At 45.7% G+C, this 23577-nt stretch carries 26 protein-coding genes and 1 pseudogene; 19 read left to right on the forward strand and 8 right to left on the reverse strand.

The window, feature by feature from the left end:
• Positions 1-33: 33 nt before the first annotated feature.
• On the reverse strand, positions 34-525 hold the full coding sequence (locus tag MHH79_RS05960; RefSeq protein ID WP_047182413.1) for a YajQ family cyclic di-GMP-binding protein: 492 nt from the start codon (positions 523-525) through the stop codon (positions 34-36).
• A gap of 98 nt (positions 526-623) precedes the next feature.
• On the opposite strand from MHH79_RS05960, the pseudogene MHH79_RS05965 reads away from it, so the two are divergent.
• Positions 624-1521: pseudogene (locus MHH79_RS05965) on the forward strand (S1 RNA-binding domain-containing protein).
• Positions 1522-1572: 51 nt separating this feature from the next.
• Here the strand turns inward: MHH79_RS05965 and MHH79_RS05970 are convergent.
• From MHH79_RS05970 to MHH79_RS05980, 3 genes are read right to left on the reverse strand one after another with little or no spacing between them, the layout of a single operon-like run.
• On the reverse strand, positions 1573-2157 hold the full coding sequence (locus MHH79_RS05970) for a sporulation delaying protein family toxin (RefSeq protein WP_003244950.1): 585 nt from the start codon (positions 2155-2157) through the stop codon (positions 1573-1575).
• Positions 2154-3083 (reverse strand): sporulation-delaying protein SdpB family protein, encoded by a 930-nt coding sequence (locus MHH79_RS05975; RefSeq protein ID WP_063335028.1) that lies wholly within the window; start codon positions 3081-3083, stop codon positions 2154-2156. The genes MHH79_RS05970 and MHH79_RS05975 overlap by 4 nt, the downstream gene beginning before the upstream one ends.
• Positions 3068-3604: an SdpA family antimicrobial peptide system protein gene (locus tag MHH79_RS05980; RefSeq protein WP_047182414.1), complete on the reverse strand. Its 537-nt coding sequence runs from the start codon at positions 3602-3604 to the stop codon at positions 3068-3070. The genes MHH79_RS05975 and MHH79_RS05980 overlap by 16 nt, the downstream gene beginning before the upstream one ends.
• 177 nt (positions 3605-3781) lie before the next feature.
• Here MHH79_RS05980 and MHH79_RS05985 point away from each other — a divergent pair, with 177 nt between their 5' ends.
• From MHH79_RS05985 to nprB, 4 genes are all read left to right on the forward strand, one after another.
• Positions 3782-4129, forward strand: a complete 348-nt coding sequence (locus MHH79_RS05985) for a PadR family transcriptional regulator (RefSeq protein ID WP_003245674.1) — start codon at positions 3782-3784, stop codon at positions 4127-4129.
• Positions 4126-4713 carry a hypothetical protein gene (locus tag MHH79_RS05990; RefSeq protein WP_063335029.1) on the forward strand — a complete coding sequence of 196 codons (588 nt, stop codon included), beginning with the start codon at positions 4126-4128 and terminating at the stop codon, positions 4711-4713. The genes MHH79_RS05985 and MHH79_RS05990 overlap by 4 nt, the downstream gene beginning before the upstream one ends.
• Positions 4714-4732: 19 nt before the next feature.
• Positions 4733-5026 (forward strand): DUF3784 domain-containing protein, encoded by a 294-nt coding sequence (locus MHH79_RS05995; protein WP_003233021.1) that lies wholly within the window; start codon positions 4733-4735, stop codon positions 5024-5026.
• Positions 5027-5161: 135 nt separating this feature from the next.
• Positions 5162-6778, forward strand: a complete 1617-nt coding sequence (gene nprB / locus MHH79_RS06000) for a neutral protease NprB (protein WP_063335030.1) — start codon at positions 5162-5164, stop codon at positions 6776-6778.
• Between the two features lie 46 nt (positions 6779-6824).
• Here the strand turns inward: nprB and MHH79_RS06005 are convergent, their stop codons facing one another.
• On the reverse strand, positions 6825-7676 hold the full coding sequence (locus tag MHH79_RS06005; RefSeq protein ID WP_309529718.1) for a DegV family protein: 852 nt from the start codon (positions 7674-7676) through the stop codon (positions 6825-6827).
• Positions 7677-7813: 137 nt separating this feature from the next.
• On the opposite strand from MHH79_RS06005, the gene MHH79_RS06010 reads away from it, so the two are divergent.
• Together MHH79_RS06010 and MHH79_RS06015 are read left to right on the forward strand one after the other, a co-directional pair.
• Positions 7814-8656, forward strand: coding sequence for a YitT family protein (locus MHH79_RS06010; protein WP_003245017.1), 843 nt, complete (start codon positions 7814-7816; stop codon positions 8654-8656).
• Between the two features lie 18 nt (positions 8657-8674).
• Positions 8675-9130, forward strand: a complete 456-nt coding sequence (locus tag MHH79_RS06015; protein WP_047182417.1) for a BsuPI-related putative proteinase inhibitor — start codon at positions 8675-8677, stop codon at positions 9128-9130.
• Positions 9131-9160: 30 nt separating this feature from the next.
• Here MHH79_RS06015 and MHH79_RS06020 read toward each other — a convergent pair whose 3' ends face one another.
• The 3 genes from MHH79_RS06020 to yitU form a co-directional block, all read right to left on the reverse strand.
• Positions 9161-9358, reverse strand: a complete 198-nt coding sequence (locus MHH79_RS06020; protein ID WP_003245613.1) for a DUF3813 domain-containing protein — start codon at positions 9356-9358, stop codon at positions 9161-9163.
• Positions 9359-9511, reverse strand: coding sequence for a hypothetical protein (locus MHH79_RS06025; protein WP_015483078.1), 153 nt, complete (start codon positions 9509-9511; stop codon positions 9359-9361).
• 103 nt (positions 9512-9614) lie between these two features.
• On the reverse strand, positions 9615-10427 hold the full coding sequence (gene yitU / locus MHH79_RS06030; RefSeq protein ID WP_309529717.1) for a 5-amino-6-(5-phospho-D-ribitylamino)uracil phosphatase YitU: 813 nt from the start codon (positions 10425-10427) through the stop codon (positions 9615-9617).
• A gap of 120 nt (positions 10428-10547) precedes the next feature.
• Between yitU and MHH79_RS06035 the strand changes: the two genes are divergently transcribed.
• The 12 genes from MHH79_RS06035 to argF all read left to right on the forward strand — a co-directional run bounded on the left by MHH79_RS06035 (position 10548) and on the right by argF (position 23543).
• A complete protein-coding gene (locus MHH79_RS06035; protein ID WP_100506196.1) occupies positions 10548-11315 on the forward strand; it encodes a prolyl oligopeptidase family serine peptidase in 768 nt (255 codons plus the stop codon).
• Positions 11316-11377: 62 nt separating this feature from the next.
• Positions 11378-11686, forward strand: a complete 309-nt coding sequence (locus MHH79_RS06040; RefSeq protein WP_014479422.1) for a metal-sulfur cluster assembly factor — start codon at positions 11378-11380, stop codon at positions 11684-11686.
• Positions 11687-11750: 64 nt separating this feature from the next.
• Positions 11751-11921 (forward strand): YqaE/Pmp3 family membrane protein, encoded by a 171-nt coding sequence (locus MHH79_RS06045; protein ID WP_003232996.1) that lies wholly within the window; start codon positions 11751-11753, stop codon positions 11919-11921.
• A 61-nt stretch (positions 11922-11982) separates the two neighbouring features.
• Positions 11983-13413, forward strand: a complete 1431-nt coding sequence (locus MHH79_RS06050; RefSeq protein ID WP_181218819.1) for an FAD-binding oxidoreductase — start codon at positions 11983-11985, stop codon at positions 13411-13413.
• Positions 13413-13952 carry an MFS transporter gene (locus MHH79_RS06055; protein ID WP_003232993.1) on the forward strand — a complete coding sequence of 180 codons (540 nt, stop codon included), beginning with the start codon at positions 13413-13415 and terminating at the stop codon, positions 13950-13952. Before MHH79_RS06050 ends, MHH79_RS06055 begins: the two co-directional genes overlap by 1 nt.
• Positions 13953-14156: 204 nt before the next feature.
• On the forward strand, positions 14157-15194 hold the full coding sequence (argC, locus tag MHH79_RS06060) for an N-acetyl-gamma-glutamyl-phosphate reductase (protein ID WP_047182419.1): 1038 nt from the start codon (positions 14157-14159) through the stop codon (positions 15192-15194).
• A 19-nt stretch (positions 15195-15213) separates the two neighbouring features.
• Positions 15214-16434 carry a bifunctional ornithine acetyltransferase/N-acetylglutamate synthase gene (gene argJ / locus MHH79_RS06065; RefSeq protein WP_340035043.1) on the forward strand — a complete coding sequence of 407 codons (1221 nt, stop codon included), beginning with the start codon at positions 15214-15216 and terminating at the stop codon, positions 16432-16434.
• 14 nt (positions 16435-16448) lie between these two features.
• Positions 16449-17225 (forward strand): acetylglutamate kinase, encoded by a 777-nt coding sequence (argB, locus tag MHH79_RS06070; RefSeq protein ID WP_014476417.1) that lies wholly within the window; start codon positions 16449-16451, stop codon positions 17223-17225.
• On the forward strand, positions 17222-18379 hold the full coding sequence (locus MHH79_RS06075) for an acetylornithine transaminase (RefSeq protein ID WP_340035044.1): 1158 nt from the start codon (positions 17222-17224) through the stop codon (positions 18377-18379). The genes argB and MHH79_RS06075 overlap by 4 nt, the downstream gene beginning before the upstream one ends.
• A 70-nt stretch (positions 18380-18449) precedes the next feature.
• Entirely contained in the window at positions 18450-19511 is a 1062-nt protein-coding gene (locus MHH79_RS06080; protein ID WP_327844259.1) for a carbamoyl phosphate synthase small subunit, read from the forward strand.
• Complete coding sequence (locus tag MHH79_RS06085; RefSeq protein WP_340035045.1) at positions 19504-22596, forward strand: carbamoyl phosphate synthase large subunit; 3093 nt, start codon at positions 19504-19506, stop codon at positions 22594-22596. The genes MHH79_RS06080 and MHH79_RS06085 overlap by 8 nt, the downstream gene beginning before the upstream one ends.
• Positions 22584-23543 carry an ornithine carbamoyltransferase gene (gene argF, locus MHH79_RS06090; protein WP_340035046.1) on the forward strand — a complete coding sequence of 320 codons (960 nt, stop codon included), beginning with the start codon at positions 22584-22586 and terminating at the stop codon, positions 23541-23543. Before MHH79_RS06085 ends, argF begins: the two co-directional genes overlap by 13 nt.
• Positions 23544-23577 lie beyond the last annotated feature (34 nt).

A 23577-nucleotide genomic window follows, 5' to 3' on the forward strand; every position in this document is an offset into this window, starting at 1 on the left:
AATAAAGACAATAATCAATAGGAATCAGAAAATTTATCTGAAATTTATAAATTGAACGTCAATTGGCAGATCTGCTCCCCGCACAGCTGAGATAAGCTGCTGCAGGTCATCTTTGTTTTTTCCGGTGACACGCACTTGATCATCCTGCACCTGAGACTTTACTTTCAGTCCGGAGTTTTTGATGATCGTATTGATTTTTTTTGCGTTGTCCTTGTCAATGCCTTGAACAAGCTTTGCACGCTGGCGTACCGTTCCGCCTGACGCGTTTTCAACCTTGCCGTAATCAATGTTTTTTGTCGGTACGTTTCGTTTAATCAATTTGCTGACCAGCACATCTTTCAGCTGGCTTAATTTGAATTCGTCATCGGAAACGAGGACCAGCTCCTCTTTATCTAAAGAAATGTCGCTTTTGCTGCCTTTAAAGTCATATCGGGTACTGATTTCCTTCAGTGCGATTTGGATTGCGTTTTGCACTTCAGGCAATTCCACCTTGGATACAATATCAAATGAGCTTTCTTTTGCCATATGAAAACCTCCATAACATTTAACTTATGTGTTGATTATAGTAGAATAAAGAGAAACTTCCAACAGAACAAAGAATCAATTTGTGATGATTGGAAAAAATGTTAACAAAATCCGCAGAGGAATAAGCGGAACAGGAAGGACGATAGCATGAGACCAGGGCAGCAATTAACCTTGAGTATAGATCACCAAACCGACTTCGGTTACTTTTTAACCGATGGGGAAGATACGATTCTCTTACATAACAGTGAAATGACTGAGGATATCGAGGACAGAGACGAAGTAGAAGTCTTTATATACGTCGACCAGCAGGAAAGGCTTGCGGCCACGATGAAAATTCCGGTCATCAGCGCGGATGAATATGGCTGGGTTGAAGTGGTGGATAAAGTGGAAGATATGGGCGTTTTCGTTGATGTCGGTTTATCGAAGGACGCACTAGTCGCAACTGAGCATTTGCCCCCGTACGAAGATGTCTGGCCGCAAAAAGGGGACAAACTTTACTGTATGCTGAAGGTGACGAACCGGGGGCGCATGTTTGCGAAACCAGCGCCGGAAGATATCATCAGCGAACTGTTTACCGACGCTTCAGAAGATCTGATGAATAAAGAGCTGACAGGTACGGTGTACAGGCTGATCGCATCGGGTTCATTCGTGATCACGGATGACGGTATCCGCTGTTTTATTCACCCGTCAGAAAGAAAAGAGGAGCCAAGACTGGGTTCAAGAGTCACAGGACGGGTGATTCAAGTGAAAGAAGACGGTTCAGTCAACTTGTCGCTGCTTCCGAGAAAACAGGATGCAATGTCAGTTGATGCTGAGTGCATTCTAACGTATATGAGAATGAGAAACGGTGCCATGCCGTACAGTGACAAAAGCCAGCCTGACGATATCAGAGAACGTTTTAATATGAGCAAAGCCGCCTTTAAACGCGCGCTGGGCCATTTGATGAAAAACGGAAAAGTGTATCAGGAAAATGGATGGACATACGAGAAAAAATAGCATGAAAACGGCTCGCCTGCAGCAGACTGCGGAGCGAGCCGTTTTTTATGTCTAGTTTAATTCATCAACCAGCGTTCTGATTGCCATTTCGCGATCCACATTGTCTGAAATCGCAATCGGCGTAATATCAATGGCGAGAATGATCAGAATCAGGGCACCGGCTGCAGCAACATAAGAAACATAATAGAAATAGTTAGCGGTATCAACAGTGTTGACAAGCTCGGCCTGAACTCTGGATGTATCATCCTTGGAAGCGGCGATTTCCTTTGCAGCTTCTACTTTCTCTTCAACGATTTGACCTGCTTTTTTCAGCAGTTCATCCACTTTCAATGCATCTTTGCTGTAAACAGCTTTCTTCAGGTTATCAAAAAAGTCAGCATCCTCTTTTTTAATATCAGCGACAACCTGATTGGCAAAAGCCTTTGCCTGTTTTGTGTTGAGTTTGTCTGTCATCGCTTTATTAAAGACCTCTGGAAGCTGTTTGCCAACTTCCCCTTGGGCAAACACAAAGCCTTTAAAAATTTCCTCACCTGAATACTCAAGCTGCTTTGCCTGTGCCACACTTTCTTGCTGCTTCACCAAAAACACAGTCGTCACCAATACAACCGACAAAAATACTAGAAACGCCTTCTTCAAACTGAAACCTCTCCCTTCTTGTGTTTTTTATTCCACAACAGTCTGCGAATATATGTAAATTGAATCGTGGAATCGATAGGAGTGAGATACAATATCAAAATGCCGGCCATGATAATCGAAAAACTGATGAGGCCCAGCATGACTGCAAAAATCTCATGCATAAAAACAGCGATGATCAAAATCAATCTCCAATGCTTCTTCGGCGTAAACAGCGCCGCGAAGATGACAATTTGAACCAGCAGCGTCCCCCATGTCGGAATCACCACGAACGGACTTGTTACAATTGGCTTCGTTAACGCCTGAAAAAAGCCGTTGAAGCCAATGGTTTTTTCCTGGGCGAAATAATAGACGGCCGTTCCGTCCACCCATTCCTGCTGAGACAGCTTAGCGACGGTAGAGTGAAAATAAAGCACCGCCACTTGGATTCTGATCACAAAATAAGAAATAAAAGCTGTTATTTTTCCAAGTGTTCTTTTGCCCTCTATAGGTCTCGTACTCCAATGCCATTTTCTCGGATCGGTCAGCGTGATGGGAAGCAATAAAAAGGTCATGACGGCTGCTGCCTGCTCGCCTCCGTCGATGACGATCAGCGATGACTGCAGGCTGTAACTGACATACCAATGCAGAACCCCGGTGATTCTGGGACGCCAGCCAATGACAACAAGCACCAGAATGGCAATGCAGACCCATCTGAAAAGATTTAACATCATATAGTTATTTTCACCGAGGCAAAAGAGACTGAGATTCATTTTACAAGCTGGATAGCTGCTGATCCCGCTGGCTGGCTTCATAATGAGGCTCGGGTGATTGATGAGCAGCGTCAGCAGGCTGGATAGCGCAATGATGCTTCGCGCGAGGCCGTATACATTTGTCCACGGGTTTCTTTCGTCCCATCTGGTGATGGTCTGTTTTATGTTTTCGAGCATGAGATCACAACCTTGACTATGCTTTTTACCTGATAAGACGAAGGGGTGTATTTAGAATAGCTCCAAGGAACAATATCCTCTTTCGTCAAATAGTAGCTGCCACAAAGCAGCGGGCGGGGAGCGGGTGTTTTTAATTGCACGGTTTTGGCTTTGCTTTTGCATGCGCCGAGGTCCTTTTCTTTACATGCTGTCCACTGTTCCTTGCTGACTTGGCTGTAGATCACGCCCATTTCAACGCCTTGTGACCGCCCATACCGATACAGGCCGAATAGGTTGTCAGCCCTCATATTGGGCCATCTGACCATGGCGCTGGCATTTTCAGCCTCATATAAGCCGATTGCAGTATCACGCGGATTTTTGCTAAAAAAGCCCCAGCCCTGAGGGAGGATGCTGGACATGAGAAATTTGGAGTCCTTTGTCAGCGGAATCGGGGTTGTCCCTAAGCTGCCAATAATAGAAAACAGAAATAGCGAACCCCAAAGGATTGAAAAAATGACAAAAAATGATATCGATTTCTGCATTCGACTGCTCCTTTTAACCTGAAGAATCGTTTTTACACTTTTCATAATATAAAAACATTTATGTAATAAAAAGGTTAAAAAGTATGAGAAATTCCATTTTTGTTAAAAGAAAAAACAGGACATTTTACACTGCTATATGTGATTGATATATAGTGTTTTTTTCGATATATTTAAACCATGAAAACGAATCAAGTTAATGACCGCTGGATTGTTCAATTTCGAAAAGGGATTTTCGAGCTGGCCATCCTATCCCTGCTGCGTTCTAAACCGATGTACGGTTATGAGCTGACGTCATCCTTAAAAACCACCTCGGCGCTGGCTATTTCAGAGGGAGCGATTTATCCGATTCTGAAACGTATGACCGAGAAGGGATGGATCGAATTTTTTTGGGAAGATTCACTGGACGGCCCGAAAAGAAAGTATTACAAAATGACGCAAAAAGGAGAAGAAATGTTAAAAGAACGGCTGGAGAAATACCTGGAAACCCATCAAGCCTTACTGTCTTTATCGGGGGATTTGCTATGAATGGACAGCTTATCATTGACCGATACATGGAGGAACTAAATGCAGAGCTGGCGAATATGCCTGATGTAGAGAGAGAAAACGCTATCGACGAATTAAAGGGGCATATCACCGCTTTCGTTCAAGACAGAATCAAAGCCGGCCTTAGTGAAGAGGAACTGCAGGAAGCTGTTGAATCTGAATTTTCTCATCCGAAGGAGCTTGCCGAATTGATGGCGGGTGATGGGGGAGAGACGAAAAGGAGGAGGTCTTTATTGGGCAAAAGCTGGCTTTCGGTCCTTCTCATTGTCACAATTATCGCCCTGCCGCTGCTGCCGTCCGACTTCAAACATCTGCCGCTGGCTGTTTATTTAATGGTGCTCGCCGGATATGTATGGAAGCGGAAAAAATTGATGATGTTTGCAGGTGTCAGAAAAAACAAAATGCGCTCTCAAAAGGAGATTGTCAAGATTTCGCGAGTCGGTGCGGTTTATCTGCTGTTTTTAGCAGTGCTGCTTCTTTTGAGCCCGTTCCTCAATGCGCTTGTCGTCCTGCTGCTGATTGCAGTAAGCTGTGCCGCTTTTTTTCTTTTTCTTAACATCAAGTAATCTTGTAGGAGGCTGTAAGATGGAAATCAGCATCAATTATCTATTAATTGTCATCGCGCTTTTATTCTTTGTGGTTGCCTATTTTGTCGGAATCAAAAAACAAACCTGGATGCTGGCTGGGTTTAACGAGGCGCGTATACGGGATAAAGATCGGCTGGCCAGAATAGCAGGCTACTTTTTCTTGAATTCCGGTTTGTTCATTTTGCTGAATAGTTTTATCTCATTTCAAGGTCAGGAGCAGCTCATACCTCCGCTTATACTGGCATATGGAGCAGGGGTTATTATTTATGTCAATAAAAAATTAGTAGAGTAGAAAAAGAAGGGCAGAGCGAAATATCTCTGCCCTTCTTTTTGGGGAAAATAAGAACGAAGCACCACATACAAGTTTTTGTATTTTTGATAGGATGAAGAAAAATGATAGATTCCAAAATAGGAAGGATGTGGTGTTTTGCGCAACCTGACCAAGACATCTCTATTACTGGCCGGCTTATGCACGGCGGCCCAAATGGTTTTTGTAACACATGCCTCAGCTGATCAAAGCATCGAATACGACCATACGTATCAAACCCCTTCATACATCATCGAAAAGTCATCGCAGAAGCCGGTACAAAACACAACCCAGAAAGAATCGCTATTTTCCTATCTTGACAAGCATCAAACGCAGTTTAAGCTCAAAGGGAATGCGAACAGCCATTTTCGCATTTCGAAAACCATAAAGGATCCAAAGACAAAACAAACGTTTTTTAAAGTAACGGAGGTTTACAAAGGAATTCCGATTTACGGCTTTGAACAAGCGGTCGCGATGAAGGAAAACAAACAAGTGAATAGTTTCTTTGGAAAGGTGCACCCGCAAATCAAGGACGTCTCCGTCACACCGTCTATTTCTGAGCAAAAAGCAATACATACAGCGAGGCGTGAGCTCGAGGCTTCCATTGGAAAAATCGATTATCTTGATGGGGAACCAAAAGGCGAATTATATATCTATCCACACGACGGTGAATATGATCTCGCCTACCTTGTGAGACTCTCGACATCTGAACCTGAGCCTGGCTATTGGCATTATTTCATCGATGCCAAAAACGGAAAAGTCATTGAGTCCTTTAATGCCATTCATGAAGCGGCAGGTACAGGAATCGGCGTGTCAGGTGATGAAAAAAGCTTTGACGTCACAGAACAAAATGGGCGCTTTTATTTGGCTGACGAAACAAGGGGAAAAGGGATCAATACGTTTGACGCGAAGAACCTGAACGAAACCTTGTTTACGCTTTTGTCTCAACTGATCGGGTATACGGGCAAAGAAATTGTCAGCGGCACGTCCGTATTTAATGAACCTGCGGCTGTGGACGCACACGCAAATGCGCAAGCCGTTTACGATTATTACAGCAAGACATTTGGCCGTGATTCTTTTGATCAAAACGGAGCAAGGATTACGTCTACCGTGCATGTCGGCAAACAATGGAACAATGCTGCGTGGAACGGTGTCCAGATGGTATACGGTGATGGAGACGGTTCGAAATTTAAGCCGCTGTCTGGATCGCTCGACATTGTCGCGCATGAAATCACACACGCAGTCACACAGTATTCCGCCGGTCTTTTATATCAAGGAGAACCCGGTGCATTAAACGAGTCCATTTCTGACATTATGGGCGCGATGGCTGACCGTGATGATTGGGAGATCGGCGAAGATGTCTATACTCCTGATATTGCAGGAGATTCATTGCGGTCATTGGAGGACCCATCTAAGCAGGGAAATCCAGATCATTACTCGAACCGCTACACAGGAACAGAGGATTATGGCGGAGTCCATATCAATTCGTCCATTCACAATAAAGCAGCTTATCTTCTTGCAGAAGGAGGCGTGCACCACGATGTACAGGTTGAAGGGATTGGGCGTGAAGCAAGTGAACAAATTTACTATCGGGCTTTAACATATTATGTAACGGCATCTACAGATTTCAGCATGATGAAGCAAGCGGCGATTGAAGCTGCCAATGATTTATACGGTGAAGGTTCGAAGCAATCAGCTTCAGTCGAAAAGGCGTATGAGGCTGTCGGCATTCTATGAGCAAACAAAAACAGTCAGGACACAGAGTCTGACTGTTTTTGTTTGCTCATTTTCTTAAAAAGAATATCGCCAATGTACCTGGACCGGCATGCGAGCCGATTGCTGAACTGATTGGATGCATAATGATTTCTTTCGGCTTGAACGCTTCCTCAATCAGGTGTTTCATGTCCGTGGCTTTTTCTTTGTTCGCGGCGTAGCTGATCCCGACGGTTTGATTGCTCCAATCATCCCCGCGCTCTTTCATAAGCTCGATGATCCGTTTGAAAAGTTTCTTCTGTCCGCGGATTTTTTCCAGAGGCACAAGCTTGCCGTCCTCCATCTGAAGCAGCGGTTTAATATTCAACAGGCCGCCGACAAAAGCGGACGTTTTGGATATCCGGCCGCCCCTCGCGAGATATGTTAAATCATCAACGGTAAAAATGTGTTCAAGCTGGCTGCAAAAGTTCTTTACAGACGTTTCAATTTCTTGTATTGTATTCCCGTTGATACAGAGATCGGCAGCATGCCGGACAGCCAGACCGTATCCTAATGACGCGCATTTGGAATCAATGATCCGCAAATCGAAATCGGGAAATTCCTCCTTCACTTCATTGGCGATCATTACAGCTGTCTGATACGTGCCGGAGAGACCTGAGGAAAAGGCAATGTAAAGAGCGGGATCACCTGTTTCGGCATATTGCAAAAACACATTTTTAATCGTTTGCGGTGAGGCTTGGGACGTCTTAGGCGTTTCTCCATTTTGCATCGCTTCAAATATTTGATCCGCATGAATTGTGACTGCATCTTCGAATTCTTTATCGCCGAGAGAAACCCTGAGTGGAATAAAGCCAATGCCTTTTTCTTCAAAATAAGAACGAGGCAAATCAGTGGCGCTGTCAGCGATGAGATGAACTGTCATATTGCTTCCCTTCTTTCCGTTATCGCTCGTTATCTTGAGAGTTAAGCCAACTATATCATATTAATTTGCCAAAATCGTGTTCAAATATTTGTTTTAAGGGAAAACATAATAAAGAAGAAAGAGCGGAGGAACATGCCATGGTACTAGATCAAACAAAAAAATTACTCATCGTCATCATCGGCGCTTTACTCAATGCTGCCGGGCTGAACTTATTTTTGATTCCGGCAGATGTATATGCCAGCGGATTTACAGGTGTTGCCCAGCTTTTATCAAGCGTCGTTGATCAATATGCCCCCTTTTACATATCGACGGGAACGCTCTTGTTCCTCTTAAACATTCCGGTCGGTATTTTAGGATGGCTGAAGGTCGGCAAATCGTTTACGGTTTACAGCATTTTAAGTGTCGCACTCACTACTCTGTTTATGGGGATCCTGCCGGAAACAAGCCTGTCACATGACATTTTGCTGAACGCGGTGTTCGGCGGCGTCATTTCCGCAGTCGGTATCGGCTTAACATTAAAATACGGAGCTTCGACAGGTGGGCTTGATATCGTCGCCATGGTGCTTGCAAAGTGGAAGGATAAACCCGTCGGCACGTATTTCTTCATTCTGAACGGGATTATCATCTTGACGGCAGGATTATTGCAAGGTTGGGAGAAAGCATTATATACCCTGGTTACACTATATGTGACAACGAGGGTGATCGACGCCATTCATACTCGCCACATGAAGCTCACGGCAATGATCGTGACGAAAAAAGCGGACGAAATCAAGGAAGCCATTTACGGAAAAATGGTGCGCGGCATCACAACTGTTCCGGCAAAAGGAGCTTTTACGAACGAACAGAAAGAAATGATGATTATCGTCATCACGAGGTATGAACTGTACGATTTAGAAAAGATCGTCAAAGAAGTTGATCCGAAAGCATTTACGAACATCGTTCAAACGACAGGGATTTTTGGTTTCTTTAGAAAAGACTGACGAAAGCAGGTGGAAGTCGTGAAACGGCTGCTTGTGATGCTCCTCCCCGTGCTGCTTTTGATAGGCTGCGGGAAAGATGAGCAGACAGAACCCGATAAGGAGGTATCAGGCGGAATGGAGAATCAAGAGGTTGTTTTATCTATTGACGCAATTCAGGAGCCTGAACAAATCAAGTTTAACATGTCGCTGAAGAACCAAAGCGAACGTGCTATTGAGTTTCAATTCAGCACAGGGCAAAAATTTGAACTTGTCGTGTATGATTCTGAGCACAAAGAAAGATACCGTTATTCGAAAGACAAAATGTTTACGCAGGCTTTTCAAAACATGACGCTTGAATCTGGAGAAACATATGATTTCTCTGATGTGTGGAAGGAAGTCCCTGAGCCCGGAACCTATGAGGTAAAGGTGACATTTAAGGGCAGGGCGGAAAATCTCAAGCAGGTTCAGGCTGTTCAGCAGTTTGAAGTCAAATAAGAGGCTATGGCGAGTCGCCATAGCCCTTTTTTATTGCAGTTTGTCCAGCTGATTTTGAAATTGATGCAGCTGTTGACGTTCCGCATCTGTCGAATTGGCATACGCAGAAGATACAGCATTTTTGGCTCTCAGAATCGCTTGCTCCTGATCGCCTTCCTCAAAGCCGTTTGTCACCATGACCGCCTGTTGAACAAATGATTTTGCCTGCTGAAACAGTTCATTTCTCATTTAATATTCATACTGCCTTTCAGCCGAGTCTCGTGCCGCGGCATGCTGATGAGCTTCTTCTAAAGTAGACCGATATGGAAATTTTGCGGCGTGTAGCCCGATGGAGTCTTTACCCTGCTGAATAAACCTTCTGGATTTGCTTCGTTTACCCATTTTGAGACTGCCCCCTTCCATACTTTGACGAGATGAGTCGTCTTCAATAGTATGGTGGGGTAAAGTAAGGTTTATGAGTGGGAAAAATTAATACGGACCTTCTTTAAAGTGAGAAATATTCTTTCAAAAACCTTGTCACGCCGTCCTCTTCATTTGTAGCCGTTGTTCGGTTGGCAATCTGCTTGACCGCGTCAATTCCATTTCCCATTGCAACGCCGCAGCCTGCAAATTCAAGCATTTCCAAATCGTTATCCTCATCCCCGAAAGCAATGATCCGCTCCCTCGGCACGCCGTAATAATCGCTGATTTTCTGCAGGCCGACCGCTTTATTCATGCCGCTTTTGATAATTTCAATGACATGCCACGGTGCGGCCCATCTTCTATGGTCGATTACCTCGGCATGCACATCCGATAAATATGAGCGTATTGCCGGCACATCCTCTTCTTTTGCATGTATGAGTACAGACGTCACATCTTCACCAAGATTTTCCCTCAAGTCTCCGACTGTTACATTTGTTGTGTTCATGTTAAAGGCATCTATCAGGTGCTCATCATGGTAATGAAAGTATACGTCGTCAATCACTTCAGCAAGCACGTTATGTACGTTGTAGCTCTCGCTGATATCCACGAGCTGTTTGACAACATCAAGCGGCAGTGACGTATGATACCGTCCCCAGCTGTCGTCTTGCGGATGATGGACAAATGCTCCGTTAAAATTGACAATTGGCGTTGTCAGCTCCATCTGCTGGTAGTACATGGAACTTGAACGATACGGACGGCCTGTTGAGATGCAGACATAATGCCCGTCATCTTTTAGGCGCTGTATCGTCTGAAGGGTGTTTTCAGATATGGTTTTATCATCCTTTAATAATGTTCCATCTAAATCTAATGCGATTAAATAGGGTTTTGTCTCCATGAAAAGCTCCTTTAACCTTAGATTTTGCTTGTTTTGCCTTACTTACAGTGTAGCTTTTTACCATCTTTATTGTCTACATGTTACACTTATGATTATGGTTATCCTAAGGAGGGGCACATTGTGATACAAATTGAGAATCAAACCGTTTCCGGTATTCCGTTTTTACATATTGTAAAGGAAGAGAACAGGCACCGCGCTGTTCCTCTCGTGATCTTTATACATGGTTTTACAAGCGCGAAGGAACACAACCTTCATATTGCTTATCTGCTTGCGGAGAAGGGTTTTAGAGCCGTTCTGCCGGAGGCTTTGCACCATGGGGAACGGGGAGAAGAAATGGCTGTCGAAGAGCTGGCGGGGCATTTTTGGGATATCGTCCTTAACGAGATTGAAGAGATCGGCGTACTTAAAAACCATTTTGAAAAAGAGGGCCTGATAGACGGCGGCCGCATCGGTCTCGCAGGCACGTCAATGGGCGGCATCACAACGCTTGGCGCTTTGACTGCATATGATTGGATAAAAGCCGGCGTCAGCCTGATGGGAAGCCCCAATTACGTGGAGCTGTTTCAGCAGCAGATTGACCATATTCAATCTCAGGGCATTGAAATCGATGTGCCGGAAGAGAAGGTACAGCAACTGATGAAACGTCTCGAATTGCGGGATCTCAGCCTTCAGCCGGAGAAACTGCAACAGCGCCCGCTTTTATTTTGGCACGGCGCAAAAGATAAGGTCGTGCCTTACGCGCCGACCCGGACATTTTATGACACGATCAAATCCCATTACAGCGAGCAGCCGGAACGCCTGCAATTTATCGGAGATGAAAACGCTGACCATAAAGTCCCGCGGGCAGCTGTGTTAAAAACGATTGAATGGTTTGAAACGTACTTATAAAGCACTAAGTTATTAACAAGAGCTGAATTTACGTTATACTGTAGAAAAAGGAGTGAGGGAACGTGGAAGAAGCATTAAAAGAAAACATCATGGGCGCCCTGGAACAGGTTGTCGATCCTGAGCTTGGCGTTGATATCGTGAACCTTGGTTTGGTATACGATGTTGACATGGATGAAGACGGCTTAACGCACGTGACGATGACACTGACATCAATGGGATGCCCTTTAGCGCCGATTATCGTGGATGAGGTGAAAAAAGCATTAGCGGACCTTCCTGAAGTGAAAGACACAGAGGTTCACATTGTATGGAATCCGCCTTGGACTAGGGATAAAATGTCCAGATACGCAAAAATTGCGCTTGGCATTCAATAAAACAAAAGAGGACAGCCTGACATGTGAGGCTGTCCTTTTTTACAGCTGAAAGGAGTGAAGGGAAATGATGTACCTGCTGGCAGTTTTATGCCCGCCGCTTGCTGTTTTGTTTTCGGGAAAACCGTTTCAGGCCTTGCTGAATCTCATATTGACCTGTATCTTTTGGCTGCCGGGCGCGATTCACGCCTGCTTTATCGTCGCCGACCGCCGTGCCGAAAAACGGGCAAGAAGATAATTTGGAAAAATGAGGACGCAGTCATGGTATAATGGTCATAAAAAACAGCAGGGAGAGCACTATGAAAAAGAAATTGCTTGCATTCGCGCTTTGTACTGGCGCGTATGCGGCCCTGTTTGCGTACTCTGTGAACTCAGAGCAAAAAACAGACACAAGCGAGATGACGGATGTCAGCCGCCTGATGCCTGTAAAAATAAAGCAGACAGTGAAAGGGCAGGAAGAGGAAACGCTCATTGACACAGTCAAAGAGGCAAATCGAAAAAACATAAAAATTTCAATCGCCGGGGCCCAGCACTCCATGGGCGGCCATACATATTATGAGGACGGCATCGTTCTCGACATGACGGGCTACAACAAAATCCTGTCACTCGATCAAGAGAAGAAAACCATCAGGGTGCAAAGCGGTGCAACGTGGAATGATATCCAGAAATACGTGAATCCATACGGACTCGCGGTAAAAGTCATGCAGTCACAAAACATTTTTACAATCGGCGGATCTCTCAGCGCAAATGCACACGGGCGTGATATTCGCTACGGCTCGCTGATTGATACAGTTAAATCATTCCGGCTTTTAAAAGCTGACGGGACGATTATCACTGTCACTCCAAAAGATGATTTGTTTACGGCGGTCATCGGAGGGTACGGTCTTTTTGGCGTGATTCTTGATGTAACGCTTGAGCTGACAGATGATGAGCTGTATGTCATGAAGACAGAAAAAATGAATTACAGCACATACGCAGACTATTTTTCAAAGCATGTAAAAGGAAATCCAGATGTCCGAATGCATCTGGCGCGAATTTCAACAGCGAAAAAAGGATTTCTGAAAGACATGTATGTCACAAATTACGTATTGGCTGATCACCAGGATCAACTGCCATCATACAGCGATCTCAAAGAAGATGAGTATACGGGAGCCACAAAGTTTGCACTCGGTTTGTCAAGACGGTATGAATGGGGCAGGAATTGGCTGTGGGACACACAGCAATCCTATTTCCTGAGCCAAAACGGCACAGAGATTTCACGCAATAACGTCATGCGGTCCGAATCTAAGTTTCTTGAGTATGAAAACAATGACAACACAGATGTTTTGCAAGAATACTTTGTGCCCGTGAAGGAGTATGGGTCCTATATTGATGACCTGAGACAAACGCTGTCGGACGAAGATCTGAACCTGCTGAATATTACGATCCGCTACGTGCAGAAAAATGAAAAGGCCGACCTTTCCTATGCGAAGGACGATATGTTTTCGCTCGTGCTATTAATAAACGAGGGTTTTTCAAAAGAAGACCAGGCAGATACTGCCCGAATCATCAGGCGCATGACAGACGTTGCCATCAAGCACGGCGGCAGCTATTATCTGCCTTATATGACCTACCAGACAAAAGCGCAAATGAGGCAGGCATATCCGAAAAGTGAAGCGTTTTTTCAGAAAAAACGAACCTATGACCCGGATGAGCGCTTTATGAATTACTTTTATCAGAGGTATAAATAATGGGGAAAAACAAATTAAAATGGCTGACATTATCACAAAGCAGCGTGTTTTTCGCAAGCAGCTTAATCTTTCCGTTTTATATTCTGTTTGTGAAAAATATCGGCTCAAGCTACACACAGTTCGGTTTTTCCTACGGATTGTTCGGGTTGAGCGGAGCGCTCATTTACCCGCTCCTCGGACGGCTGTCTGAAAGGTTTGACAGCCGTTATTTTTTGCTTCTGAACTCGTGGGGGATGGCTGTTCTGCTTTTATATGTCCCGCATATCGGAAGCGTCGTTCAAGTGTATATCGTCCAAGTGCTGTTAGGGCTCTTTGGAGCGATGCAAAAGCATGGAGAAAAAGTGCTGATCGCTAATTTTACAGACAGCGGAGAGCGTGGAAAGAAGATTGGGAATTACCATTTTTGGACAGCTGTCTTTTCAGCAGCAGCCATTATGCTCGGGGGTTTTCTCGCTGACTTTTTTACAGTGCAAATGATTTTTTATGCAAGCTCTATTCTATATTTTTTGAGTGGATTGATGATGATGAAAACAGGCTGACGCGGTCAGCCTGTTTTTTTATGCGGCTGAAAATCGGCGACACATCAATGTTTTCTGCTGGAGTCGTGCTGATTTTTTTGAGCGGAATTTCCATTGAACAGAAAATTTATAAATGAATAAAAATATTAAATATACGATTGAATTAATTTTTATTCATGTTATAATGTTAAATAATTTCACAAAGACCAAGAGGGTGAACTTGTTTTGAAAATAGGAATTGTAGGTGCTACAGGATATGGAGGCACCGAACTTGTCAGGATTCTCTCGCATCATCCTCATGCAGAGGAATGCATACTTTATTCATCCAGCGGAGAGGGAAATGTCTATAGCGAGGGTTATCCTCATCTTACCGGCTTAGCGGATCAGAAGCTGAAGCCGATTGATATGAATACGATCAAACACGAAATAGATATCATGTTTCTCGCTGCACCGCCCGGAGTATCAAGTGAATTGACTCCAAAGCTGGCAGACGCGGGAATTCCGGTCATTGATCTGTCAGGTGATCTGAGGATACAAGAACCGGCTGAATATGAAAAATGGTATAAACGGACAGCGGCACCGAAGGCGGTGATTCAAGAGGCGGTATACGGTCTGGCAGAACTGAATCAACAGCAAATTCAACAGGCGAAACTCATTGCCAATCCAGGCTGTTTTCCAACAGCTGTTTTGCTTGGCCTCGCGCCATTGGCTCAAAAGAAACTGCTCGATGAATCTTTTGTTATCGTTGACGCGAAGACGGGTGTTTCCGGAGCGGGAAGAAAAGCATCCATGGGAACCCATTTTTCTGAGCTGAACGACAATTTTAAAATTTATAAAGTCAATGAACATCAGCATACGCCGGAAATTGAGCAGGCGCTGAATGAATGGCAGCCAGGTCTCGGGCCCATTACATTTTCGGCTCACTTGGTTCCGATGACAAGGGGCATCATGGCGACGATGTATACCAGATTAACCTGTGATCTATCCGCAGATGACCTGCATGATTTATATTCGGAATTTTACCAAGATTCATATTTTGTGAGAGTGAGGCCAAAAGGTCAGTACCCGCAAACGAAAGAAGTGTGCGGCAGCAATTTCTGTGATATCGCCGTGACCCTCGATGAGAGAACGAACAGAGTCACGATCGTCTCGGTAATCGATAATTTAATGAAGGGTGCCGCCGGTCAGGCAGTGCAAAACTTTAATTTGATGAATGGCTGGAATGAAGAAACTGGACTCACCATCACGCCAATTTATCCATAGAACGGGAGAGAATCGAACCATGATTCAGTTAAGTGAAGATCAAATTGTAAAAGTAACAGGTGATGTATCCTCGCCAAAAGGGTTTCAGGCAAAGGGTGTGCATTGCGGGCTGCGTTACTCGAAAAAAGACCTCGGCGTCATTATCAGCGAGACACCGGCCGTGAGCGCAGCGGTTTATACCCAAAGCCACTTTCAGGCTGCTCCGATCAAAGTGACACAAGACAGCTTAAAGCACGGACCGACACTGAAAGCCGTCATCGTCAACAGTGCCATTGCCAATGCCTGCACGGGAGAACAGGGCCTAAAGGACGCATACACAATGCGGGAGAGCTTTGCTTCACAGCTTGGCATTGAGCCGGAGCTTGTCGCTGTTTCATCAACGGGCGTCATCGGCGAGCATTTAGACATGGAAAAAATCCACGCGGGGATCGAGCTGCTGAAAGAAACACCTGCGGGATCAGGCGATTTTGAGGAAGCGATTTTAACAACTGATACGGTGATCAAGCAGACGTGCTATGAACTGGCAATCGGCGGCAAAACAGTCACGATCGGCGGAGCGGCCAAAGGCTCAGGGATGATACACCCGAACATGGCCACGATGCTGGGATTTGTGACAACTGACGCGGCAATCGAAGAAAAAGCGCTGCAAAAGGCGCTTCGGGAAATCACTGACGTTTCATTTAACCAAATCACAGTTGACGGAGAAACATCCACGAACGACATGGTATTAGTTATGGCGAATGGCAGCGCCGAAAACGAGTGCCTGACAGAAGACCATCCAGACTGGCCGGTCTTTAAAAAAGCGCTCTTGCTCACTTGTGAGGATCTGGCTAAAGAGATTGCCAGAGACGGAGAAGGCGCGACAAAACTAATTGAAGCCCAAGTACAGGGAGCGAAAAATAATCTTGATGCAAACGTCATTGCCAAAAAGATTGTTGGCTCAAATCTTGTAAAAACGGCAGTATACGGAACAGATGCCAACTGGGGGCGGATCATCGGAGCCATCGGACACTCCGCAGCACAGGTGACGGCAGAAGAAGTAGAGGTTTATCTTGGCGGCCAATGCCTGTTTAAGAATAACGAACCTCAGCCATTCTCTGAATCTCTCGCCAAGGAATACCTTGAAGGAAATGAAATCACCATTGTCATCAAGATGGATGAGGGGGACGGAAACGGGAGAGCGTGGGGCTGTGACCTGACCTATGACTATATCAAAATTAACGCGAGCTATCGCACGTAATAAAGGGGAGCGAAATGAAGAAAACAATCGTTTTTAAATGCGGGGGAAGTGTCATCCGTGAGCTGTCGGAGGAATTTTTTCAAAATCTGAAAGAGCTGATGGCGTCAGGCTGGAAGCTGGCGATCGTACATGGCGGGGGACCGGAAATCACAAATATGCTGAAACGGTTAAATATCAAGACAGAGTTTTCGGGCGGACAGAGGAAAACAACGAAGCCGGTGCTGGAAGTGGCGGAAATGGTTTTATCCGGTTCTGTCAATAAATTTTTCGTTGCTGAGCTTGCCAAACACGGACTGCGAGCCGCAGGCATTTCTGGTAAGGATGGCGGTCTTTTGGAGGCTGATTATCTAGATCCGGAAACATACGGAGAAGTGGGAGAAATCAAAAAAGTCGATGCGTCCATGGTGAACGCGCTGATGGAAAATGGCATCATCCCCGTTATTGCGCCGCTGTCTATGACAAGCGACTGCAAAACGCTGAATGTAAATGCTGATCTGGCTGCTTCAGCAGTCGCCGGAGCGCTTGAAGCCGATAAGCTGATGTTCGTCACGGATGTCGATGGAATCATGAAGGAAAAGCAGCGTCTGGACGTCCTGACCCCTAAGGAGATTCAGATGCTGATCAAGCAGGAAGTGATCACAGGAGGGATGATCCCGAAGGTCAATTCAGCCTTGTCAGCTTTATCAGATCAGGTGTCTGAAGTCATGATCGTAAACGGAAAAGGATCATTCTTCGCAGAACAAACCTTTCAAGGGACAAAAATCGTCAAAGCAAAGGAGGCTGTTTCATGAGCAGCTTGTTTCAAACCTACGGCCGTTGGGATATTGACATCAAAAAAGCAAAGGGAACGTACGTTGAGGATCAAAACGGCAAAACGTACCTCGATTTCATTCAGGGGATTGCGGTATCAAATCTAGGACACTGCCATGAAGCGGTGACAGAGGCTGTCAAAAAACAGCTTGACAGCGTATGGCACGTATCCAACCTGTTTCAAAACAGTCTCCAAGAGCAAGCGGCGCAGAAGCTGGCAGCGCATAGTGCGGGAGATCTTGTCTTTTTCTGCAACAGCGGCGCGGAGGCGAATGAAGGTGCGATAAAACTTGCCAGAAAAGCAACTGGAAAAACAAAAATCATCACTTTTCTTCAGTCGTTCCATGGCCGCACGTATGCAGGGATGGCTGCGACCGGACAGGATAAAATTAAAACAGGCTTCGGCCCGATGCTTGAAGGCTTTCACTACCTGCCATACAATGATCCTTCTGCTTTTAAAGCTCTTGGGGAGGAAGGCGATATTGCCGCTGTGATGCTTGAAACAGTGCAGGGAGAAGGAGGAGTCAATCCGGCGAGTGCTGAATTTTTATCAGCCGTACAGTCGTTTTGCAAGGAAAAGCAAGCCCTTCTCATCATTGATGAAATCCAGACCGGCATCGGACGGACGGGAAAAGGCTTCGCATATGAGCACTTCGGACTCTCACCGGATATCATCACAGTCGCCAAAGGATTGGGAAACGGCTTTCCGGTCGGCGCTGTCATCGGAAAGAAACAGCTTGGAGAAGCGTTTGCCCCTGGTTCTCACGGAACGACTTTCGGAGGAAACATGCTGGCGATGGCTGCTGTGAATGCCACATTGCAAATTATATTCCAGCCCGACTTTCTGCAAGAGGCTGCTGACAAAGGGGCATTTTTAAAAGAACAGCTTGAGGCAGAGCTAAAGAGCCCTTTTGTTAAACAAATCCGAGGTAAAGGATTAATGGTTGGAATTGAGTGTGATGGCCCGGTTGCTGACATTATTGCTGAATTGCAGACATTAGGCTTGCTTGTATTGCCGGCCGGCCCGAACGTGATTCGGCTGCTGCCGCCGCTCACCGTGACTAAGGATGAAATAGCAGAAGCCGTCAGCAAGCTGAAACAGGCAATCGCTCATCATTCCGCTGTAAACCAGTGATTTTTTTTCGATATAAAGGCATAAAAATTCATTTTTATAATTAATTATTCATCAAGAGGTGGGCTGTTAGATGGAAGGTTATTTAGTGTTAGAAGATGGGACATCGTTCAGCGGCGAGCTGGACGGTCATGAAAACTGCACGGGAGAAGCTGTTTTTTTCACAGGAATGACAGGCTACCAGGAAGTGCTGACAGATCCATCATATAAGGGACAGATTATAGTATTTACCTACCCGCTGATTGGCAACTACGGCATAAATGAAAAGGATTTTGAAAGCAAGAAACCGCAAGTAAAAGCCGCGGTTGTCTATGAGGCGTGTGATCACTTTTCTCATTATGAAGCGGTATACAGCCTCAAGGAGTATTTACAGAAATGGAACATTCCGCTGTTAACCCATGTTGATACGAGGGCAGTCGTGAAGAAAATCCGGGCAAACGGGACGATGGGTGCGACAGTCACAGCCTCTAAAGAAGGAGCTGAGATTGCCCTTCAACCAGAGAATGTGGCAGAGCAGGCTTCCGCCCAGAAAATCAGCACATTTGGCGACGGGAATAAACACATCGCTCTCATTGATTTTGGCTATAAAAAGTCAATCGCATCATCACTTGTCAAACGAGGCTGCAAGGTTACCGTGGTGCCATACCAGCAAATGGAGGCCGTATACAACATCAAACCCGATGGCATTGTGCTATCGAACGGACCTGGAGATCCGAAAGCCATTCAGCCATATTTAGGAAAGATCAAAAGCATCATCAGCCGCTTTCCGACTCTCGGCATTTGTCTCGGACATCAGCTGATCGCGCTCGCGTTCGGAGGGAATACTTTTAAGCTGCCATTCGGGCACAGGGGAGCTAATCATCCGGTCATCGACCGTGAGACGAAACGGGTCTTTATGACAAGCCAAAACCACAGCTATGTGGTTGATGAACAGTCGATTAATGAAGAAGAGCTCACGATCAGGTTTCATCATGTCAATGATACGTCAGTTGAAGGGCTTGTCCATAAAAAACTGCCTGTCATGAGTGTTCAATTCCACCCGGAAGCACATCCCGGACCGGCGGAAAGCGAATGGATTTTTGATGATTATCTAAAGAATGTGATACCAGCAAGGAGAGAAATCGCGCATGCCTAAAGACACCAGTATTTCAAGCATATTAGTAATCGGCTCAGGCCCGATCATCATCGGGCAGGCAGCAGAATTTGATTATTCAGGCACTCAAGGTTGCATCGCGCTGAAGGAGGAGGGCTACCGGGTGATTCTCGTCAACAGCAATCCGGCGACAATTATGACTGATGAAGCCTTCGCTGATGAAATTTATTTTGAGCCTCTGACAGCAGAAAGCCTGACAGCCATCATTAAGAAAGAACGGCCTGATGGGCTTCTTGCCAATTTAGGCGGTCAGACCGCGTTGAATTTAGCGGTGGAGCTTGAAGAAACGGGTGTTTTAAAAGAGCACGGCGTCAAACTTCTCGGCACATCCGTTGAAACGATACAAAAAGGAGAAGACCGGGAAAAATTCCGTTCGTTAATGAATGAATTAAAACAGCCCGTGCCGGAGAGTGAAATTGTTGATAACGAGGCCGATGCCCTCCATTTTGCGGAATCCATCGGTTTTCCTGTTATTATCAGACCAGCTTACACATTAGGCGGAAAGGGCGGAGGAATCGCCCCTGATAAAGAAGCCTTTACAGCTATGATTAAGCAGGCGCTATTAGCAAGTCCGATCAATCAATGCCTTGTCGAAAAAAGCATTGCCGGTTTTAAAGAAATTGAATATGAAGTCATGCGTGACAGCAATAACACATGCATTACCGTCTGCAATATGGAAAATATCGATCCGGTCGGCGTGCATACAGGTGACTCTATCGTTGTGGCGCCGTCACAAACATTGACAGACGAAGACTATCAAATGCTGCGGACAGCAAGTCTGACGATCATCTCAGCACTTGATGTTGTAGGCGGCTGCAACATTCAATTCGCGCTTGATCCATTCAGCAAGCAATATTACGTCATTGAAGTGAATCCGCGTGTAAGCCGGTCATCGGCTCTCGCATCTAAAGCGACCGGTTATCCGATTGCGAAGATGGCCGCGAAACTGGCAGTCGGATACACCCTTGACGAGCTGAAAAATCCGCTCACAGGCTCGACTTACGCAAGCTTTGAACCGGCACTGGACTATGTGATCGTCAAATTTCCGCGCTGGCCGTTTGATAAATTCAAAAACGCAGATCGCAAGCTTGGCACAAAAATGAAAGCCACCGGTGAAGTGATGGCGATTGAACGGAATTTAGAAGCGGCGATACAAAAGGCAGCCGCGTCGCTTGAATTAAAAAATATCGGGACACACCTTCCAGAGCTCAGCGGGTTGTCAATTGATACGCTATGGGGTTTGGCAATCACTCCGGATGACCGCAGATTTTTCGTTGTCATGGAGCTGTTGAGCCGCAGCGTCTCGATTGATGACATCCATGAAAAAACAAAAATTGATCCGTTTTTCCTTCATACCTTTGACAACATCATCAAATTGGAAAACCGCCTGATGGAAGCAGGGAGCGATCTCACTTTTGAATTATTGAAGAAAGCAAAGGAAAAGGGATTCTCAGACGCAACGATTGCCTCGCTGATCAGCAAAACAGAAGAAGAGGTGCGCGCGCTTCGCAAGGAGATGGGCATTACGCCTTCCTTTAAAATCGTAGATACATGCGCGGCAGAGTTTGATGCGAAAACAAACTATTTTTACTCCACATATTTCGGAGAGACCGATGGAGACATCAGCCGCAAAGAGAAAAAACGCGCGCTCATTATCGGATCAGGCCCGATTCGGATCGGCCAAGGCGTTGAATTTGATTACAGTGCTGTTCACGGTGTGCTGACACTGCAAGAGCTTGGGTTTGAAACCATCATGATTAACAATAACCCGGAAACGGTCAGCACCGATTATGAAATTGCGGACCGCCTGTATTTTGAACCGATGACAACGGAGCATATTGTAAACGTGGCGGAGCAGGAAAATATTGATTTTGCAATTGTGCAATTCGGCGGCCAAACTGCAATCAATGCTGCTGAAGCGCTCGAAAAAGCCGGCATTACTCTTCTTGGCACATCATTTCAAACGCTCGACGTGTTAGAGGATCGGGATCAATTCTATCAGCTTCTTGACGAGCTGGGATTGAAGCACGCAAAAGGAGAAATTGCCTATACAAAAGAAGAAGCTGCTTCAAAAGCCAGTGAGATTGGCTATCCGGTGTTAATTCGTCCATCTTACGTTATCGGCGGAATGGGCATGATCATTGTTGACTCGCAAGCCCAGCTTTCTCAGCTGCTGAATGATGAAGACAGTATGCCATATCCGATTTTGATTGATCAGTATGTGTCTGGAAAGGAAGTCGAAATTGATTTGATTTCCGACGGCGAGGATGTCTTTATCCCGACATATACCGAGCATATTGAACGGGCAGGTGTCCATTCGGGGGACAGCTTTGCCATTCTTCCGGGACCGTCCATCACGAGCGGGCTGCAGCAGGGCATGAAAGATGCCGCACAAAAAATTGCTCGAAAACTTTCATTTAAAGGCATCATGAACATCCAATTTGTGATCGACAATGGAAACATACTCGTTCTCGAAGTGAATCCTAGAGCGAGCCGCACGGTTCCTGTCGTCAGCAAAGTAATGGGCGTTCCGATGATTCCGCTCGCCACACGTCTGCTGGCGGGAGCGTCCTTAAAAGATCTAAATCCGGCAGTTCAAAATTATCATGGAGTTGCCGTGAAGTTCCCTGTTTTTTCTTCTCATGCGATCCAGGATGTGGATGTCAAGCTTGGGCCGGAAATGAAATCAACGGGAGAAGGCATGTGTGTCGCCTATGATGCCAACAGCGCCTTGAAAAAAATCTATACAAGAGTCTGGAGTCAAAAAGGAAGCATTTATTTGCAAAACGTTCCGGAAGATGTGAAGGAGTTAGCAGAAAACGCAGGTTTTACCGTTCATGAAGGGACATTTGCCTCATGGATGGAACAGGAAGGAAAAGCGCTCCACATCAATCTGAGCGGTTCTGAAGAAGCACGCAAAGAACGTTTGGAAGCCATGACGCACGGCATCCCTGTCTTTACAGAAGAAGAAACTGTGCGGGCGTTCTTACAAAGCAGTTCAGGCCATCCGCAACCTGTATCTCTCAAAGACCTCTATAAAAAGGAAGTGGCATCATGCACACAGTGACGCAAACCAGTTTATACGGAAAAGATTTATTAACGTTAAAGGACCTTAGTGAACAGGACATAAACGCCTTGCTCACAGAAGCCGGTGAGCTGAAACAAAACAAAATTCAGCCTATATTCCATGGCAAAACCTTGGCGATGATTTTTGAAAAATCATCAACGCGGACCCGTGTTTCATTTGAAGCGGGCATGGCGCAGCTGGGCGGGAACGCCCTCTTTCTAAGCCAGAAAGATCTGCAGCTGGGGCGCGGTGAGACTGTCGCTGATACGGCAAAAGTGCTGTCAGGCTATGTGGATGCCATCATGATCCGGACCTTTGAACATGAAAAGGTGGAGGAACTTGCCAAAGAAGCTGACATTCCGGTGATCAATGGACTTACCGATAAATACCACCCATGCCAGGCGCTGGCGGATCTCTTGACGATTAAGGAGATAAAAGGGAAGCTTAAAGGCGTAAAAGTCGCATACATCGGTGACGGAAATAACGTGGCGCACTCCTTGATGATCGGCTGCGCGAAAATGGGCTGTGATATCTCGATCGCTTCACCAAAGGGATATGAAGTGTTAGATGAAGCAGCTGAAGCGGCAAAGACATATGCACTTCAATCCGGCTCTTCTATCACGCTGACAGATGATCCGATTGAAGCTGTAAAAGACGCGGACGTGATTTATTCTGATGTGTTTACAAGCATGGGGCAGGAAGCGGAAGAGAAAGAACGTCTTGCTGTCTTTGCGCCTTATCAGGTGAATGCGGCGCTAATCAGCCATGCCAAGCCTGACTATACATTTTTACATTGTCTCCCTGCGCATCGTGAGGAAGAAGTGACTGCGGAGATTATTGACGGGCCGAACTCTGCAGTGTTCCAGCAGGCGGAAAACCGTCTTCATGTGCAAAAAGCACTGCTGAAGGCCATTTTATATAAAGGGGAATCATCAAAAAACTGCTGAGCCAAACTCAGCAGTTTTTTTGATGGCAACATAT

Origin of the sequence: Bacillus sp. FSL K6-0993, from assembly GCF_037977205.1 — a bacterium.
In the GTDB taxonomy this organism is placed as follows: Bacteria; Bacillota; Bacilli; order Bacillales; family Bacillaceae; genus Bacillus; species Bacillus subtilis.